The organism is Edaphobacter aggregans DSM 19364 (genome assembly GCF_000745965.1).
Taxonomy (GTDB): Bacteria; Acidobacteriota; Terriglobia; order Terriglobales; family Acidobacteriaceae; genus Edaphobacter; species Edaphobacter aggregans.
Genome location: NZ_JQKI01000057.1, coordinates 1 through 16285 on the forward strand (window position 1 = coordinate 1; position 16285 = coordinate 16285).

Annotated in this window: 16 protein-coding genes and 1 tRNA gene; 8 read left to right on the plus strand and 9 right to left on the minus strand. The window is 59.3% G+C overall.

Annotation, left to right across the window (positions count from 1 at the left end; genetic code table 11):
- Window positions 1-35: 35 nt before the first annotated feature.
- Both queA and Q363_RS19605 read right to left on the minus strand, forming a co-directional pair.
- Window positions 36-1142, minus strand: coding sequence for a tRNA preQ1(34) S-adenosylmethionine ribosyltransferase-isomerase QueA (gene queA / locus Q363_RS19600; RefSeq protein WP_035353740.1), 1107 nt, complete (start codon window positions 1140-1142; stop codon window positions 36-38).
- Window positions 1143-1152: 10 nt separating this feature from the next.
- Window positions 1153-1815, minus strand: coding sequence for a lysophospholipid acyltransferase family protein (locus Q363_RS19605; RefSeq protein ID WP_035353792.1), 663 nt, complete (start codon window positions 1813-1815; stop codon window positions 1153-1155).
- An 85-nt stretch (window positions 1816-1900) separates the two neighbouring features.
- Between Q363_RS19605 and Q363_RS46515 the strand changes: the two genes are divergently transcribed.
- Window positions 1901-2323, plus strand: a complete 423-nt coding sequence (locus Q363_RS46515) for a putative toxin-antitoxin system toxin component, PIN family (protein WP_084080558.1) — start codon at window positions 1901-1903, stop codon at window positions 2321-2323.
- Window positions 2320-2568, plus strand: a complete 249-nt coding sequence (locus tag Q363_RS19615; protein ID WP_035353746.1) for a hypothetical protein — start codon at window positions 2320-2322, stop codon at window positions 2566-2568. The genes Q363_RS46515 and Q363_RS19615 overlap by 4 nt, the downstream gene beginning before the upstream one ends.
- On the opposite strand, the gene Q363_RS19620 is transcribed toward Q363_RS19615, so the two are convergent.
- Window positions 2565-3803 carry an ABC transporter permease gene (locus Q363_RS19620; protein ID WP_035353749.1) on the minus strand — a complete coding sequence of 413 codons (1239 nt, stop codon included), beginning with the start codon at window positions 3801-3803 and terminating at the stop codon, window positions 2565-2567. The genes Q363_RS19615 and Q363_RS19620 overlap by 4 nt on opposite strands.
- Complete coding sequence (locus Q363_RS19625; RefSeq protein ID WP_035353752.1) at window positions 3796-4698, minus strand: ABC transporter ATP-binding protein; 903 nt, start codon at window positions 4696-4698, stop codon at window positions 3796-3798. The genes Q363_RS19620 and Q363_RS19625 overlap by 8 nt, the downstream gene beginning before the upstream one ends.
- 153 nt (window positions 4699-4851) lie before the next feature.
- Between Q363_RS19625 and Q363_RS42135 the strand changes: the two genes are divergently transcribed.
- Window positions 4852-5292: a hypothetical protein gene (locus tag Q363_RS42135; protein ID WP_169747048.1), complete on the plus strand. Its 441-nt coding sequence runs from the start codon at window positions 4852-4854 to the stop codon at window positions 5290-5292.
- 106 nt (window positions 5293-5398) lie between these two features.
- Window positions 5399-7780 carry an ATP-dependent DNA helicase RecG gene (recG, locus tag Q363_RS19635; RefSeq protein WP_035353758.1) on the plus strand — a complete coding sequence of 794 codons (2382 nt, stop codon included), beginning with the start codon at window positions 5399-5401 and terminating at the stop codon, window positions 7778-7780.
- 59 nt (window positions 7781-7839) lie between these two features.
- On the opposite strand, the gene Q363_RS19640 is transcribed toward recG, so the two are convergent.
- Together Q363_RS19640 and Q363_RS19645 are read right to left on the minus strand one after the other, a co-directional pair.
- Window positions 7840-8277, minus strand: a complete 438-nt coding sequence (locus Q363_RS19640; RefSeq protein WP_035353760.1) for a response regulator — start codon at window positions 8275-8277, stop codon at window positions 7840-7842.
- A gap of 665 nt (window positions 8278-8942) precedes the next feature.
- Window positions 8943-9890, minus strand: coding sequence for a PhzF family phenazine biosynthesis protein (locus Q363_RS19645; RefSeq protein ID WP_035353763.1), 948 nt, complete (start codon window positions 9888-9890; stop codon window positions 8943-8945).
- Between the two features lie 294 nt (window positions 9891-10184).
- Here Q363_RS19645 and Q363_RS19650 point away from each other — a divergent pair, with 294 nt between their 5' ends.
- The 3 genes from Q363_RS19650 (at window position 10185) to Q363_RS19660 (ending at window position 12234) form a co-directional block, all read left to right on the plus strand.
- Window positions 10185-10841 carry a peroxiredoxin gene (locus tag Q363_RS19650; protein ID WP_035353766.1) on the plus strand — a complete coding sequence of 219 codons (657 nt, stop codon included), beginning with the start codon at window positions 10185-10187 and terminating at the stop codon, window positions 10839-10841.
- Window positions 10842-10896: 55 nt separating this feature from the next.
- Window positions 10897-10972 (plus strand) — tRNA-Cys (locus tag Q363_RS19655).
- 95 nt (window positions 10973-11067) lie between these two features.
- Window positions 11068-12234: a tyrosine-type recombinase/integrase gene (locus tag Q363_RS19660; RefSeq protein WP_035353769.1), complete on the plus strand. Its 1167-nt coding sequence runs from the start codon at window positions 11068-11070 to the stop codon at window positions 12232-12234.
- Here Q363_RS19660 and Q363_RS19665 read toward each other — a convergent pair.
- Window positions 12231-12503 carry a helix-turn-helix domain-containing protein gene (locus Q363_RS19665; protein ID WP_035353772.1) on the minus strand — a complete coding sequence of 91 codons (273 nt, stop codon included), beginning with the start codon at window positions 12501-12503 and terminating at the stop codon, window positions 12231-12233. The two genes, Q363_RS19660 and Q363_RS19665, sit on opposite strands and share 4 nt — an antisense overlap.
- A 238-nt stretch (window positions 12504-12741) precedes the next feature.
- Between Q363_RS19665 and Q363_RS36395 the strand changes: the two genes are divergently transcribed.
- Entirely contained in the window at window positions 12742-13695 is a 954-nt protein-coding gene (locus tag Q363_RS36395) for a LysR family transcriptional regulator (protein WP_051979027.1), read from the plus strand.
- A 384-nt stretch (window positions 13696-14079) separates the two neighbouring features.
- Here Q363_RS36395 and Q363_RS19675 read toward each other — a convergent pair whose 3' ends face one another.
- Window positions 14080-15087 carry a zinc-binding alcohol dehydrogenase family protein gene (locus Q363_RS19675; RefSeq protein ID WP_035353775.1) on the minus strand — a complete coding sequence of 336 codons (1008 nt, stop codon included), beginning with the start codon at window positions 15085-15087 and terminating at the stop codon, window positions 14080-14082.
- A gap of 78 nt (window positions 15088-15165) precedes the next feature.
- Window positions 15166-16194, minus strand: a complete 1029-nt coding sequence (locus Q363_RS19680) for an aldo/keto reductase (protein WP_084080559.1) — start codon at window positions 16192-16194, stop codon at window positions 15166-15168.
- Between the last annotated feature and the right edge of the window lie 91 nt (window positions 16195-16285).

The following is a 16285-nucleotide window of genomic DNA, read 5'->3' on the forward strand; positions in this document are numbered from 1 at the left end:
CTGAAACTGAACTACTCATTCAAGCGGTCACAGTACTAGAGGATGAACATGCAGTCGCCGTAGGAGAAGAAGCGGTAGCGCTCACGGACGGCGTGGGCGTAGGCGGCGAGCACTGCTTCCCTGCCCGCGAAGGCGCTTACGAGCATGAGCAGCGTGGACTGCGGGAGGTGGAAGTTGGTAAGGAGGCCGCTGACGACGCGGAAGCGGTAGCCGGGGTGGATAAAGATGCTGGTCTCGCCGGTGTGTGGGTGCAGGCGGATGCCGGCGTGGGGTTCGAAGGCGGCGGTGGTGGCTTGATGGGCGCAGTGTTCTAGCGTGCGGGTGGTGGTGGTTCCGGCGGCGATGATGCGCCGCTTCTCGCGGAGGGCGGCGTTGATGGCTTCGGCGGTGGCGGCGGGAAGGGTGTAGTGCTCGGCGTGCAGGCGGATGTCTTCGACGTTCTCGGCGCGGACGGGCTGGAAGGTTCCGAGGCCTACGTGGAGGGTGATGGTCTCGATCTGGATGCCGCGTGCGCGGAGTTGGTCGAGGATCTCGGGGGTGAAGTGTAGGCCGGCGGTGGGGGCGGCGGCAGAGCCGGGCTCGTGCGAGAAGACGGTCTGGTAGCGGTCGCGGTCGTCAGCAGTGTCGTTGCGATGGATGTAGGGCGGCAGCGGCATGTGGCCTATGCGATCGAGAATGGCACGGAAGTCTTCGGTAGGGGTGAAGCGCAAGGTTCGCTCGCCGTAGTCTCCGGCGGAGAGGACCTCGGCTTCGAGGAGTGGTGCGTGGTCGTTTGCGGCGGCGAAGTGGAGACGCTCGCCGGGCTGGACCTTGCGGCCGGGGCGGACGAGGGCGGTCCACTCGTGCGGGCCGAGCTGCTGGGTGAGGAGGACTTCGATGCGGCCGGAGGGGTCGGGCGAGCTGGCCTGGGTGTGCGGGCCGCGGACGCGGGTGGCGTAGAGGCGCGCGGGGATGACGCGGCTGTCGTTGAGGATGAGGAGGTCGCCGGGGTGGAGGAGGTGCGGGAGGTTGCGGAAGAAGTCGTCGCGGTACTCGCGGGCGCGGCGGTCGAGGATGAGCATGCGGCTGGAACCGCGGACGGGAGGAGGCGATTGCGCGATGAGCTCTTCGGGGAGATCGAAATGGAAGTCGGCTACGCGCACTGCATCGATTTTAGTGTGCGGAGAGGTGGGGCTCGGGGGAGCCGGACTCGGCGATCTCGACGGCGCGGTCGAGCGCGGATTGAACGGCTGACTGTTCGGCAGGAGCGAACGCGGCCCAGCCGACGGTGACGCGTGAGAAGGGCTTGGGGATGAGGAAGCGGTCCCAGGAGCGGAGGACCCAGGCGCGATGCGGATGGAGGTGGAGGGCTCCTACGTGGCCGTCGACCAGTTTTGCGAGCTGTGTGACGCCGGGCTTGGCGATCTGAGCGGGGCCACGCGGGCCGTCGGCGGTGATGGCGCAGTAGTTTTTTTCGAGATAGGCACGCTGGAGGTTGCGCAGGCCGGCGGCTCCGTCGCGGGAGCTGGATCCTCGGACGGCGACGAAGCCGAGGCGCTCGACGGTGCGGGCGATCAGCTCGCCGTCGAAGCTGCGGCTGATGAGGATGTGGATGCCTCCGTTGCGGAAGCGCCAGGCGCATGCGAGCAGGCAGCGATGCCAGAGGGCGTAGATGAGGGGCCGAGGCATGTGGTAGGCAGGCAGGACGCCGGGTTCGCAGACGTCTTCGTAGCGCAGCGTGACACCGAGCAGGCAGATGATCATGTAGGCCATCGGGGGGACGATGGCGAGGATCAGGCGCTGCTTGAAGGTGTAGGTCTGCGAGGAATCGGACACGTGGTTGAGTTTACCGTGTCGATTACGAAGGGTTTTGCGGGAGATCGGAAGCCAGGAATGAGACATCGTATAGGATGTATGATGAATGAGGCTGGTACTGGATACTTCTGTCGTCGTGTCGGCATTTCGAAGCAGGTCAGGAGCCAGCAACCGGCTGCTTCAACTTGCTGGCGCGAGACGGTTCACGATGCTCGCCACGCCTGCGTTGTTTCTTGAGTACGAGGACGTTCTCCGCAGGCCGGAGCAGCGGAGGATTCATGGGATTGGGCTTCGTGATCTCGAGTTGCTCATGCGGGACTTGGCCAGTCTGATCGAACCGGTTGAAGTTCATTTTCGATGGCGGCCACATCTGCGCGATGCGAATGATGAGATGGTTCTGGAAGCCGCGATGAATGGACGAGCCGATGCCATTGTTACTCATAACCGAAGGGACTTTCTATCGGTGATACACGAGTTCCGGCTACGGATTCTCAGCCCCGCAGAAGCTTTAGAGGAGATATCAGAATGAGCCGCTCTACATACCCGCTTAAACTGCCGACCTCAATCAAGAACGCTGCTCAACGGCTGGCGAAGGAGGACGGCGTCTCGCTCAACCAGTGGATTTCGGTCGCTGTCGCGCAGAAGATCGGCGTCGTGGAGACGGCAGACGCCTTTTTCGAGAGGCGCTCCCAGGGAGCAACGGGAAAGACGCTGAAGAGGCTGCTGCGGCAGGCGCCTGACAGACGGCCCGATTCAGGGGATGCGATCGATTAGCTGTATTTGAGCCAGCGCATGATCTCGGGCAGGGTGGGGCGCTTGCCGTACATAAGGATGCCGACGCGGTAGATGCGCGCACTGACCCAGAGGATGGCATAGATGGTGGCGACCATCAGGCCTATGGAAAGAGCGATCTCCCAGGCGGGCGGCGTGGCGAGCGAGATGCGCAGATACATGATGAGCGGGGCGCAAAAAGGTATGAGCGAGATGATGCGCGCCAGCGGGCCGCTGGGATTGCTGATGACGGGAGCGAGCGCGAACATGCAGCCGGCCAGCGGCATCACGAGGATCATGTTGAGCTGCTGAAGCTCCTGCTCGGAGTTGACCATGGCGCCGAGCGCGGCGGCGACGGAGGAGTACAGCAGATAGCCGAGCAGGAAGTAGACGACGAAGAAGACGAACTGCATGGGGCTGAGCGAGACATGAACGTTGCCGCCGGCCATTGCGCCGAGGAGAGAACCGCTGGTGAGAACGGCTGCGGCGAGCAACCAGACGGCGACCTGGGTTAGTCCGACGGAGCCGACGCCGATGACCTTGCCGGCCATCATCTCCTCGGGCCGGATGGTCGCCAGCAGCACCTCGAAGACGCGCGAGGTCTTCTCTTCGATGATGGAGCGGGCGACATTCATGCCATAGAGCAGGATGACCATATACATCAGCACGAAGAGAACAGTCGCAGCGATGTAGCTTGATGTGGTATCGGCCTTCTTGCCCGCCTGCGTTGTATCGACCTTGATAGGTTGCATGAGAGCGTCGACGTCGCCGGCGACCATGCCCTCGTGCGTGAGGCGCTCGCGCATCAGCACAGTTCGCAGCGCGCTATTGATGGAGGTTTTGGTGCTGATGTCGGCCGCCGAGCGAGGCGTGTACGAGAAGCTGGGGCGGCCACCGGGAGCGGAGGCGGGAGTGATCCAGAGGTAGCCGTCAATCTGGTTATCGGCCAGCATGCTGTCGAGGGTGTCGTGGGTCGCAGAGTTGCCGGGGGAGATGATGTCGACCGTCATTCGGCTGTCCTTGCCGTTCTCAAGTTCCTTTTGCAGGTCGACAGCGAGTTGCTGGTCAGGCGAGACGACGGTGATGTGCGAAGTGGGCTTCGATTTCCTGCTGGTGACGACGGAGCCGACGATGCCTCCTCCCATCAGCAGCGGAATCATCAGCGTGGAGATGAGAAAGGCCTTGGTGCGGACACGCTCCAGGTATTCGCGCTTTGCGATGAGCCAGATGTTATGCATCGACGCGGTCTCCTACGGTTTCGATAAAGATCTCTTCAAGGGTGGGTTCCATGACCTCGAAGCGGGTGATGCGCGCCTTTGCGACGGCCTCGGCGAGCAGGGGCTGGGCGTTGGCGCCGTCGCGGAGCTTGATCTCGGCCATGCCGTTGTAGTTCTTGGCGCTCTCGACGGAGGGGTTGTTCAGGAAGGAGGCGTCGCCCTCGAAGACCATCTGGACGCGATTTTTGGGGTAGCGAGACTTGATCTCCTGCATGCCACCGGAGAGGACGAGACGGCCGCGGTGGATGAGACAGATGGCATCGCAGAGCTTTTCGACCTGGTCCATGCGGTGGGTGGAGAAGAGGACGGTGCGGCCCTGTTTGCGAAGGTCGACGAGGGTATCCATGAGCAAGGTGGCGTTGACGGGGTCGAGGCCGCTGAAGGGCTCGTCCATGATGACGAGCTCGGGCTCGTGCAGGAGGGCGGCGATGAACTGGATCTTCTGCTGCATGCCCTTGGAGAGCTCCTCGGTCTTCTTGGGGATGGCCTCGGTGATCTCCATACGCTCGCACCAGACGTGGGCGCGCTTGGTCGCTGTGGCGGCGTCGAGGCCGTGGAGTTGGCCCAGGAAGCTGAGCTGGTCGATGACCTTCATCTTCTTGTAGAGGCCGCGCTCCTCGGGAAGGTACCCGACGCGGTGAAGGTCCTTGCGATTGAAGGGCCGGTCGAAGAGCTCGACTGAGCCTGAGTCGGGCACGGTGATGCCGATCATCATGCGGATGGAGGAGGTCTTGCCGGAGCCGTTGGGGCCGAGGAGACCGAACATGCTGCCGGGCTCGATGCGAAAGCTCAGGTTTTCGACGGCGATTTTGGTGTCGTAGGCTTTGCGGACCTGGTGAAGTTCAACGATGGCCATGGATTCCTGTACGAAGGTATACGGCCAGTTTATCAGTACCTTTTAGCGGCTTTTACGTTCGAACGAGGTAGCCAGATCGAAGATCGAAGGTTCTGGTTCCTTTGAATCGATAGACTTAACCTGTTCAACGGCAAGAAGCATGCAACAGCCCATATGTCCATATCCACCGACGTAGTGGTGTTGGCTGTCGATAGAAACCACTTGAGCGAAGATGCGCGCCCGAACAGTAGCACGAATGGATATGTCTTTTCCGGGCCTGGAATGGAGCAACTTATCGAACTTTTCGAAGAGTTCATCTCTCACCAGCATTACGGGAGCACCCTGGACTACGAGAGGTTTCTTTTTGTTGCTGGGACTGATGCCGCAGCAATACATCGTATTGGTCCCTGCAGTTCCTCCATATTCCATCCAGATGCCGGGCAAGTTGTTTTTGTTATTCCAGAAGCAGGATGGTTCTTCGAACATCGAGTCCTCGAAACCGTGCGTGGCATAACCCGAGACCTCAACGAGCTTTTTGTTGAAGCTAATTGGATCTTCCTTTCTCTGACAGAGAGTGGTTTTGATGGGCTGCTCGGGCGGCTGCGCAGAGACTGATGCCGTGATGGCCAACAGAATGATCTGGAAGAGTGGTCGCATGATGCCGAAGTATAGTTGCTCAGAGCACGGCACCATTATTAGCGAGGCTTGGTAGCATCGGTCTGTGCTGGAACTGTCGACACCGATCAAGTTTGTGAAGCGCGTGGGAGAGCGCGTTGCTGAGGCGCTGGCGGAACGTGGGGTCGAGACCGTCGAAGACCTGCTGTATCACCTGCCGTTCCGGTATGAGGATCGGCTCAATCCGGTGCCGATCAGGCAACTGAAGGCGGGTGCGATGGCCTCGATCATCGGGGAGGTGCGGGGTTCAGTGCTGCTGCGTACGCGATCGATGCCGATCTTCGAGATGACCGTGGGGCAGGGGCTGGACACGGTGAAGTGCATGTGGTTCCACGGCAGCTACCTGAAGGACAAGTTCAAGGCCGGGCAGATGGTGGCTCTGTATGGGAAGCTTGAGGCCTCGCGCTCGACCGTGGGCAAGTTCAAGATGATTCAGCCGCAGTTTGAGATTCTGCCGGGGGCGGATTCGGCGGAGGCGGAGTTTGTATCGCTGGAGGTGGGAAGGATCGTTCCGGTGTATGAGTTTCTGGGCGGAACAACGGCCTGGGGAGCGAAACTAACCTCGCGGTGGCTGCGTCGGGTGGTTTGGGGACTGCTGGAGGAGCTGGAGAGTCAGCGAGGCGGCGGGGTTGTGCCGGAGACTTTGCCTGCTGCGATGCTGCAGCGGCTTGGGTTGCCGGGGAGACTGAACGCGCTGCGTGCGGTGCACTTTCCGGAGGCGGGGACGCCGGTGGTTGAGTTGATGTCGGCGGCTACGCCAGGGCATCGGCGGCTGATCTTCGAAGAGCTGTTTTATCTGGAGCTGGGGCTGGAGTTGAAGCGGCGGCGGCTACGCGAACGCGAGGGCACGGCGTTTGTGACCGATGAGCGCGTGCGGAGGGCGTTGAAGCAGATCCTGCCGTTTCATCCGACGGCGGCGCAGAAGCGCGTGCTGGGCGAGATTGCGGCGGACATGCGCAGGCCGCAGCCGATGCGGCGGCTGCTGCAGGGCGATGTGGGGTCGGGCAAGACGATCGTCGCGATGCAGGCTGCGCTGGTGGCGATCGAGAACGGCTACCAGGCTGCTCTGATGGCGCCGACGGAGATTCTGGCGACGCAGCATTATCTTTCGGCGAGGAAGCTGCTGGATGGCGTGGTTTCTCCGCGGACGGGTCGGCCGTATCGCGTGACGCTGCTTACGGGCTCGCTGGACGATGCGACGAAGCGCGAGGCAAGGGGCAGGATCTATCGCGGAGAGACGGGGCTGGCGATTGGGACGCATGCGCTGATCGAGGAGAAGGTGGACTTCGACAATCTGGGGCTGGTGATTGTGGATGAGCAGCATCGCTTCGGCGTACAGCAGCGGTTCCGGCTGATGAAGAAGCCGGGCCCCGATGGGAGATCGGCGGAGCCGGATGTGTTGGTGATGACGGCGACTCCGATACCGCGAACGCTGGCGCTGACGCTTTATGGGGATCTTGAGACGAGCATGATCGATGAGCTTCCGCCGGGGAGGACCCCGGTCGTGACGCGGAGGACGACGGAGGAGCGCTCCGAGGATGTCTGGGCGTTTGTGCGCAAGCAGGTTGCCGCGGGGCAGCAGGCTTATATCGTGTATCCGGTGATTGAGGGCGCGAAGGACGATCAGCCGGAGCTGGATTTTGCGCGGGATGAGGAGGAGAGTGCCAGTGCAAAACAAACCGCAGATTCTTCGACTGCGCCTTTGCTGCGCAAAGGCTCCGCTCAGGATGTCACGTCATTGAAGGGTGCCAAGGGTAGGAAGAAGCCGACAGAAAGAAAGGTTGCGAAGACGGAGAAGCTGTTTGAGCCGAAGAAGGCGCTGCGGGCGGCCACCGATATGTATGAAGAGCTGCGGGCCGGAGCGCTGGCCGGGCTGCGGCTGGGGCTGCTGCACGGTCGGCTGAGCGCGGATGAAAAAGAAGTGGTGATGCGGCGGTTTCAGCGCGGTGAGATCGACGTTCTGATTGCGACGACGGTGATTGAGGTGGGCGTGGATGTTCCGAATGCTTCAGTGATGGTGATCGAACACGCGGAGAGGTTTGGGCTGGCGCAGATGCATCAGCTTCGCGGGCGCGTGGGACGCGGCTCAGCGAAGAGTTACTGCATCCTGATGACGGGCGGCCGGGTGAGCGAGCAGGCCGAGGCACGATTGAACGCGATGGTCGCGACGCAGAACGGATTTGAGCTGGCTGAGCTCGATTTGGAGCAGCGCGGGCCGGGCGAGTTCTTTGGAACGCGGCAGGCGGGGATGCCGGAGTTCCGCGTCGCCAACCTGCTGCGCGATCGCGCGGTGCTGGAGCTGGCGAAGGCCGAGGCTACGCGGTTCGTGCAACGGCCTGATCCAGCGATGACGCGCGAGGAGAGAGAGGCGGTGTGGGCGAGATTGAAGCAGCAGTGGCAGCGACGCTATGGGCTGGTCGAGGCTTAGAGGCAGGGAGTAGGGCGATAGGGAGTAGGAAAAACTGCTTTCCCTACTCCCTCATTTCCTTACGAGGCTACTGCCTGGCTCAGCATGGAGACGGCGGGCTGTGTGGGGTGGACCTTCTTGGGGCCGCGTTTGCGAGCAACGAGGACACGAATGCGCTCGATCATCTCGGCCGGGGAGCTTGCCCCTTTGGGCAGAAAGACGTCGGCGGAGCAGCCGCGGTCGAAGGCGGCGACGGTGCCGGAGACGATCATGGCAGGCAGCGCGGGCTGCATTTGCTTGGCCTTGCGGACGAGTTCGTTGCCGTCCATCTGGGGCATGTTGAGATCGCTAAGCAGAAGATCGAGGGAGCCGGGGAGCGACTGCTCGATGACCTCGAGGGCGTGATGGGCAGAGAGGGCCGGGATGACGCGGTAGCCGCGCGTTTCCAACAGGAAGGTGCGGACAGAGAGTGCTTGTTCGTTGTCGTCTACGCAGAGGATCGTCTTCTTGGGCCGCAAAGTAATATCTCGCTTCTGCCGGTGCGCCGCCGTAACGACGGCCCGGCCGATGGGCCAGGCTGAGGATCGGCTGGTTTGCCGCTCCACGAGCCTGGGTGTTCAGGTGCACCCCCGCGGGTCCGACCGGAGACGTACTCCGGAGCGTAGTTGGCCATCCACTCCCTGGGAGAGAGCAGACAGAAGAGCCGAGGCTCTCCTGTCTGCTCCAAACGAGGAACAGTGCCACTAGTCCGGCGAACGCGGCCGGACCGCAGGGTGAGAGAGATGCTCGCGCAGGCGCAGGTTGCCTCGCGAGGGCCCGGGAAACGCAGAAGATCGGCCTGCCGCGTGTGCGGTAAATGCAGGAACCAGAAAAGGGCGGCCCGGCACTCGACTGCGTTTTGCGGGCAGCGATGATGCGCTTCAGGAGTCGCGACTGTGCAGCAGTCGAGCGTCTCTCAACTCAGATTGTCCGTAATACAGGCGAAAGACTCATCACCGATGTCCTCATACGTTGCGTGCGAGAACATCGTTAACGCTTGCCAAGAGTATGAAGACTTGAGCGGCTTGGCAATGGCGAAGTTAAGGCGAAAATGAGAAAGATTAGAACTTGCACATCCACCGGCGTGTGGAAGAGTGCGAATTTGCTGGCGATTCATACGAGGCGCTTGTTGAAATCGCGTGCATCACGGCAGGAAAAGGCGTCCCATTGCAACGGGAATGGTGCGGCCTCCGACGAACACATCGGAGACGTTGCTGCCGGTGAGCGTTGCTGAGACGTAGAGGCGGCTCGGCCGGAGCATCTCGACTCCCTGCTCGATGACGATGGTCTCGCCACTGGCCGCTCGACCATGGCGCACGAGGTAGGCGATGGCAGGGCCGGCCGCCGATCCGGTGGCGGGATCTTCGCCGTTGTAGAACTGCATGCGGGCGTGCCAGTCGGCTCCGCTGCCTTCTTCGGCGCGTGTGAGGAAGTAGAAGAATTTCGCGTCGTACTGTTTGAGGTAAGCCTTCACCTGCGGGGTCTGCGGAACGGCGAGGCGACGGGCGGCATCGAGCGAGCGCAGAGGGACGATGCAGAAGGGGTTGCCGGTGGAGACGGCCTGGATGGGAAGTCCGGCGTCGAGGTCGTCGAGCGGAAGCTGGAGGACGGCGGCGAGGTCGGCATGGTTCTGCGGGGCGCCGAAGACGGGGTCGTTCTGGCGCATGGTTCCGAAGACTCCATGCTCGGATGGCTTCGGTGGTGTGAAGCGCACAGGGATGGGACCGACGTTCAGATCGAGCGTGATGGTCTCGGCTCCACGCAGTGAGGGATGGTTCCAGTAGAGCCAGCTTGCGGTGCCGAGCGTGGGGTGGCCGGCGAAGGGCAGCTCCTCAGCGACGGTGAAGATGCGGACACGGACACCGTGGCGCTGCTCGACCTCAGGAGCACGCGGGAAGACAAAGGTCGTCTCCGAGAGGTTGGTCTCGCGTGCGAGCGACTGCATCTCGTCATCCGAGAGGCCGCGCGCGTCGCCGAAGACTGCGAGCTGATTGCCTTCGAGCGGGCGCTCGGCGAAGACGTCGACCTGGCAGTAGTCGAAGGCGACGTGGGCTGTGGAGGGAGGCTCGGATGAAATCGGCAGAGTTGACATGGCAAGCTCCTCGAACTATGGTTTTGGGTAGACCGCAAGTCAGGCCAACCTGCTTGATGCTAGCCCAGCTAGCCGCGGTACAAAAGATTGAAGCGAATGACGACGCCACCCAACACGACCTCGATGCGCTGTCGCTGTAGCCCGGCGAGGGTGTGCGGATGAGCGAATCGGAGTCGAGTCTCTTCGAGTAGCGCAGAACCCACCCGAGCCACCGCGCAGGGTGGGTTTTCTCTTTGCGCCAATTGTTATCGATACATCTGAACTTGGGGTAGCACCCCGGAAGGCATAACTCACATGGCACTCCGAATCAACGACGTGGCTCCAGACTTTACTGCCGAGACGACGCAGGGAACGATCAACTTCCATGAGTGGATTGGCGACAACTGGGCCGTGCTGTTCTCTCACCCAAAGGACTTTACACCCGTTTGCACGACGGAGCTGGGCGTGGTCGGCGCGCTGGAGCAACAGTTCGCCGCCCGCGGCGCGAAGGTGATCGGCCTGAGCGTCGATCCGGTGGAGAACCACGGCAGGTGGGCCGAGGACATCAAGGAAGTGACCGGCTCAGCCGTGAACTATCCGATCATCGGCGATACCGACCTGAAGGTCGCCAAGCTGTATGACATGTTGCCGGGCGATGCGGGCGACAGCTGCGAGGGACGCACTCCCGCAGATAATGCGACGGTGCGCATGGTGTTCGTGATCGGCCCGGACAAGCGCGTCAAGCTGCTGCTGGCTTACCCGATGACGACGGGCCGCAACTTCGACGAGATCATTCGCGTGCTCGACTCGATGCAACTGACGGCCAAGCACAGGGTTGCGACGCCGGCGAACTGGAAGCAGGGCGAGGATGTGATCATCACCGGAGCAGTTTCGAACGAAGAGGCAGGCAAGATCTTTCCGGGCTACAAGACGGTAAAGCCGTATCTTCGGACGACGGCGCAGCCTCAGTAAGGTAGTCTGTTTGCACTGCGCTCCTCCGCCGCGTCCCTGCCCGGCGGAGTAAAGAGCACCGATGGCGAAGTGGCTAACGCGCTGGTCTGCAAAACCAGTATTCGCGGGTTCAATTCCCGCTCGGTGCTCCAATCATTTCAATAACTTATGCCATTTCTGGCAAATTGATTAAAACCCCAAAAAACCCCATTGCTAGAATCTCATTAGCGATCAGGAGGTTTTTCGCATGCTGAGCACGACCAAAGAGCGCTACCAGCACGGGGCTATCCGCAAGGTAAAACGCGCGAAGGGCTTCGCGTGGGAATTCCGCTACTACGACTTCGACGACAGCGGCGCGCGCGTCCGTAAGGTTCAGACGTTCGATGCTTCGCTCTTCAAGACGGAGAAGGCAGTCCGTCAGCACCTCGCAGGGTTTCTCGTAAAGCTCAACCAGACGACGGAGTATGCCCGATCCTCAGACATAACCTTCAACGCTCTTCTTGACCGTTACATCGACGAAGAGATGCCTGTCCGCCACTCCACCCGAGGCGGCTATCGCTCCATCATCAACAGACACATCCGCCCGAAGTGGGGGCCTTGGATCGTCTCCGAGATCCGCCCCGCTGATCTTCATGCATGGTTTCGGACTCTCGATCTCGCTCCCGTAACCCAGGGACATCTGCGGAGCCTGCTTCATAAACTCTTCGATCTGGCGACGCTTTGGGAGTACGTCTCCATCGATCGGCGCAATCCCGTCGAGATCGTGAAGATTCGCAACGTGACGAAGCGGCGTAAAGAATCCGTCGTCTTATCACCCGCTCAGTTCCGCGATGTCGTAAAACGCTTGCCGGAATACGTGAACTTGATAGCCATCACCATGGGCTGCCTCGGACTGCGTGTCAGCGAAGCCCTAGGCTTGAAGTGGGATGATTTCGATTGGAAACATCAGACTGTAACGATCGGTCGGAGTGCATACCGAGGCTCGATCGATGAGACCAAGACGGTCGCATCAAAGTCAAAGCTCCCGGTTCATCCGGCGCTGGCGAAGCTGTTGCTGGCCTGGAGACAGAAGTGCGAAACGGAAGCGGAACCACTCAACAAAGATCAGACAATGCCGCTTGAATGGGTGTTCGCGAATCCCGAGACTGGAATGCCCTATCACTCCCCGTCTCTACAACAACGCTGGATACGGCCTGCAGGCGAAGCTATCGGCGTGCACGGATTGGGGTTCCATTCTCTGCGCCACTCCTACCGTTCGTGGCTTGACGCTGCCGGCATCGCGCCTGGCATTACGAAGGACCTCATGCGCCATTCCGCGATTTCGACGACATTCAACGTGTACGGAAAGGCCCTCTCACCGGAAAAGCGAGAGGCCAATAGCAAAGTAGTTGAAATGCTGCTGGCGCAGGTTTAGCTGGCCTCAAGCCACTCTTTGAGACGCTTCTCGGAGAAACGCCAGAGTCGCCCCACTCGGCGTCCTGGGACCTTGTCGGCGATAGCCATGAGCCGCAGCGTCTTCGGGTGGCAGTGTAGAACTGCGGCCGCCTGTTTCAGATCCAATGTCTCGGGATACATGGCCTCCCGCTCTCGAGCTTCCGCTCGCCGCATCAACGGAAGCGCGGTGACGAATCCATTCGTTTCATCCGCGACCGCGCGGGACACAGGCTTCTTCAGATCGATCATTTGCACTGATCCTCCATGTGGAAAGCATGGTCATTTCTGTGGATTCTTGTCCAATTATTTTTCGGGAAGGTCTAATTCCAAATCGTCTAAATGTGGTAGGTGTGCGCTTGCCTCCCGTCTCTTCATTTTGTAAATTGGATTGCAAAGTGAAAGCGTTGTAGCCCTTTCCTTAGCAGCGAGCCCGCCTTGGATGAGCCGAGATTTCCCTGTGTAGAGCTTCTCGGAAGGGAGTGTTTCCATGTCATCCGCCGTCGACCTTCGTCTTCAATATGCCGCCGTCGCGCTCGCCGAGGAATTGAATTATGCGCGCGCTGCAGACCGACTTCACATCACCCAATCTGCCCTGACAAAGCAGATCCGAGAGCTTGAAGATCAGGTCTCTGTTGCACTGTTTGAGCGAGACAAGAAACACGTATCCCTTCTGCGTGCAGGAGAAGCTTTCGTGGAAGAAGCAAGACTGGCCATACTTCACAGCGAACGGGCAATGTATGCGGCCAAGTCCTGCGGAGAAATTGATCTCCGTTCTCTCACAATCGGACGCTCGCCATACGTTTGGATTGAATTCGTAAATCGCCTGTTCTCGATCGAACTTCCGCTGTATCCGCAGCTGGCTATCCAGCTTGAAAGCGCCTTTTCGCCGAACCTGGCTCGCTCTGTGCTAAACGGTTCGATTGATCTTGCTATTGCTATCGGAATTCCCGAACATCGAGGGCTAACGACGGTAGAACTTCGGCGCGATCCTCTATACGTTGCGCTCTCCCCAACTCATCCTGCGGTGAAGCAGGAGAGCGTGTACCTTCGCGAGCTTGATGGATACTCTTGGGCTCTCTTTGCGCGGAATCTCCACCCGTGGATGTACGACTCCATATTGGCGATTATTCGCCAAGAGAGATTGCAACCACGACGCTTGCTCCCCATCACGACTCCGCATGAGGGAGTTGCGCTTGTTGAATCCCACGATGCAATCTCGTTCCTATGTCACGGATCGTTGGAGCAATTGGGTGGAAGAGATGCCGTCTTCAAACCTTTGGCAGATGAGAGTTTAAGGTTTTCAACCAGTTTGCTCATCCGGGCGACAAACACCTCAAAACTTGCCGAAAGCTTCGCTCGTAGCTATATCAAATCGATCCGCCGGAAGGACTCCATTCAAAAGGAATTCTCTTGGGACCTCCCCTTTCAGAAGGCGTCGTAATCGTCGGATTCTCCTGCAACACGTGGACGGATCACATCCCAGAATTAGGATTCATTTGCAGCTATCGCTGTTTAAAAGATCACCGTCCCAACAACCACAACGTCCTTCTTTGATAGCCGAAGGAGCCCATCGTGTTGAGGTAATCGCCAGGCTTGCAAAAGCTGCCCTGGGGGCCGAGGGCGTTTTAGCTTCCGGATTGGCCGTCAGATCGGCATAGGGGCGGCAGTCCACCTGCCGACCGCCGAGTAGGCCCGGGGAATTTCACCCCGAGCCTCTCACAGAACCGGACTTAAACCTCTCGGCTTATCCGGCTCGTGCCACCCACGGAAGACTGCCGTCTTCCACCGACATCGAGTTCCTCCGTCCGTCTCTTGAAAAACGGGATCAAGCGTTGACCTGAACCATAATTTTCGTGATCTTCGATGGTTCAGCCGCCCAGAGAGCAATGCTTCCGGGTGCGTCGTCCAAATTCACCACTGCGCTGATAGCGCGTTCAGCCGGGAATGTACCTGACTCGAGCAGAGAGATAACCGCTCCAAAATCCTCGGGCAGCGCGTTTCGAGAACCGAGGATATCCAGTTCCTTCTGTACAAATAATTTTGTCTCGTAAGCCACCGGCCGCTTCGCGTAACCGATGTATACGACACGTCCTGTGAAGGCTACTTGTTCCACAGCAGCTTGGAAAGTCTCGGGCAGCCCAATCGCCTCTATAATCACGTCCGGCCCCCGACCATTGGTAATCTCTTTCAACCTCTTGGTCGCGTTGCAGCACTTCGTATTTATTACGTGAGCGGCTCCTGCTGACCGAGCAACGTCAAGTTTGTCGTCATCCTGATCGATCGCAATTGTGTGCGCTCCTCGGAAAACTGCTCCAGCGACTGCGCCTAATCCGACGCCGCCGCATCCATATACAGCCACGGTATCTTGCTCTGACACCCGACCGCGTGCAACACCATGGAACCCGACAGTAAGCGGTTCGACGAGACATAGCTCTTGTATTGAGAGAAGCGTTGAAGTATAAAGCTTCTCTTCCGGGACACGAATCCATTGGACAAGCGCACCATCCCGCTGCACACCGAAGGTCTCGTTGGATTGACACGCGTTGAAGCGTTGATTCCTGCAAGCGCCGCATCGGCCGCAATGTGTATACGGCGAAACCGTGACTTTCGTACCAGGCGCGTGGCGGGTACCGCCTTCCATCACCGTCGCAGCAATCTCATGGCCTGGAATTCTAGGGTAGGTGACCATGGGATTGTTGCCGCGGTAGCTATTCAAGTCCGAGCCACAGAGCCCGACCATTTCTACCCGCAACAACACGCCTTCCCCGTCTGTCGGCTCGGGTACATCAATGATCGTAAGATTTCCTGGCGAAAGCATCGATAACGCTCTCATGAATGGTCCTCTCTGTTGCAGATGTCCACACCCCGTAATTCGGCGATGGGTACAGTGAATTGGTAATCAAGATGAGATTTATTCCCAGCAACCTAGGGTGGATTCCACCGTCGCTGAGGATCCGTATTGATCTGCAGCCTCATCGTGATCCATGAAGATCAGGCTCCGATCAAAGACACCATCTTGGTTTTGTGGCCTGCCCTGGGACCACACAGTGTTATACACAGGGGAAATCGCTTCGGTGATCGTAGCTAGTAGGTCATCGTCCGGTTGAAACTCAAGTGCAGTGCAGCTACTTGCAACCTGCGACACGTCAGCCATTCCTACGAGCGTGCTCGCGACCATTGGATGTTGAAGGCATCTCCATACAGCGACCGTTGCTGGGTCTACCTCTCTCTTCTGGCACGCCGATTTCACATCAGCGGCAGCCACGCGAACAGATTGAGGGGCAGGATGCCAGTCAGGAATTGAACTGCCGATCAAGCCCATGTGCAGAGGGGACGCGTTGATCAAGCCCACGCCATTAGCCTTCGCGACCGGCGTCAGGCGAATGTCCATGTCGTCGGCAAACAAATTCCAACGGCAGTAGTTGAGCACGGTATCCAAGGGAAAGCTCTGCACGACGCCTGCAAGTAAACCAGACCAGTATCCCGTTATGCCAATAAAACGCGCTTTTCCTTGACGCTTTAGCTCAGCAAGAGCGGGGAGCGCCTCGTGAATCACTTGTTTAACATCCCCGAATTCAATGTCATGTAGCTGCAGTAAATCGACGGCGTCAGTTCGCAGCCTTCGCAGAGAAGCCTCTAACCGCGAGGTGATGCCTCCAGCCGAAAAGTCGAAGTCATCTACATCGCAGCGTCCGCATTTGGTTGCAAGCACAACCTCCTGTCGATGCGGTGTCAAAGCGGTCCCAAGGCGTTCCTCTGCTAGGCCCAAACCATAATAAGGAGATACATCGAAGAAGTTGATGCCCTTATCGATCGCGGCATCAATCAATACGGAATCGCTAGAGGAAGAAATGGTTCCAAATACATTCCCCAACGGCGAGGCTCCAAAGCCGATGACGGAAATGGAGACTCCGGTATTTCCAAGGATCCGATATCGCAATTTGTTTCAATCTCCATTGATTTACCGCATAGTGAATGATTTACTGACCAAATACTACCTGCATCACTAGCCCTGTTCCAGCTGATATATC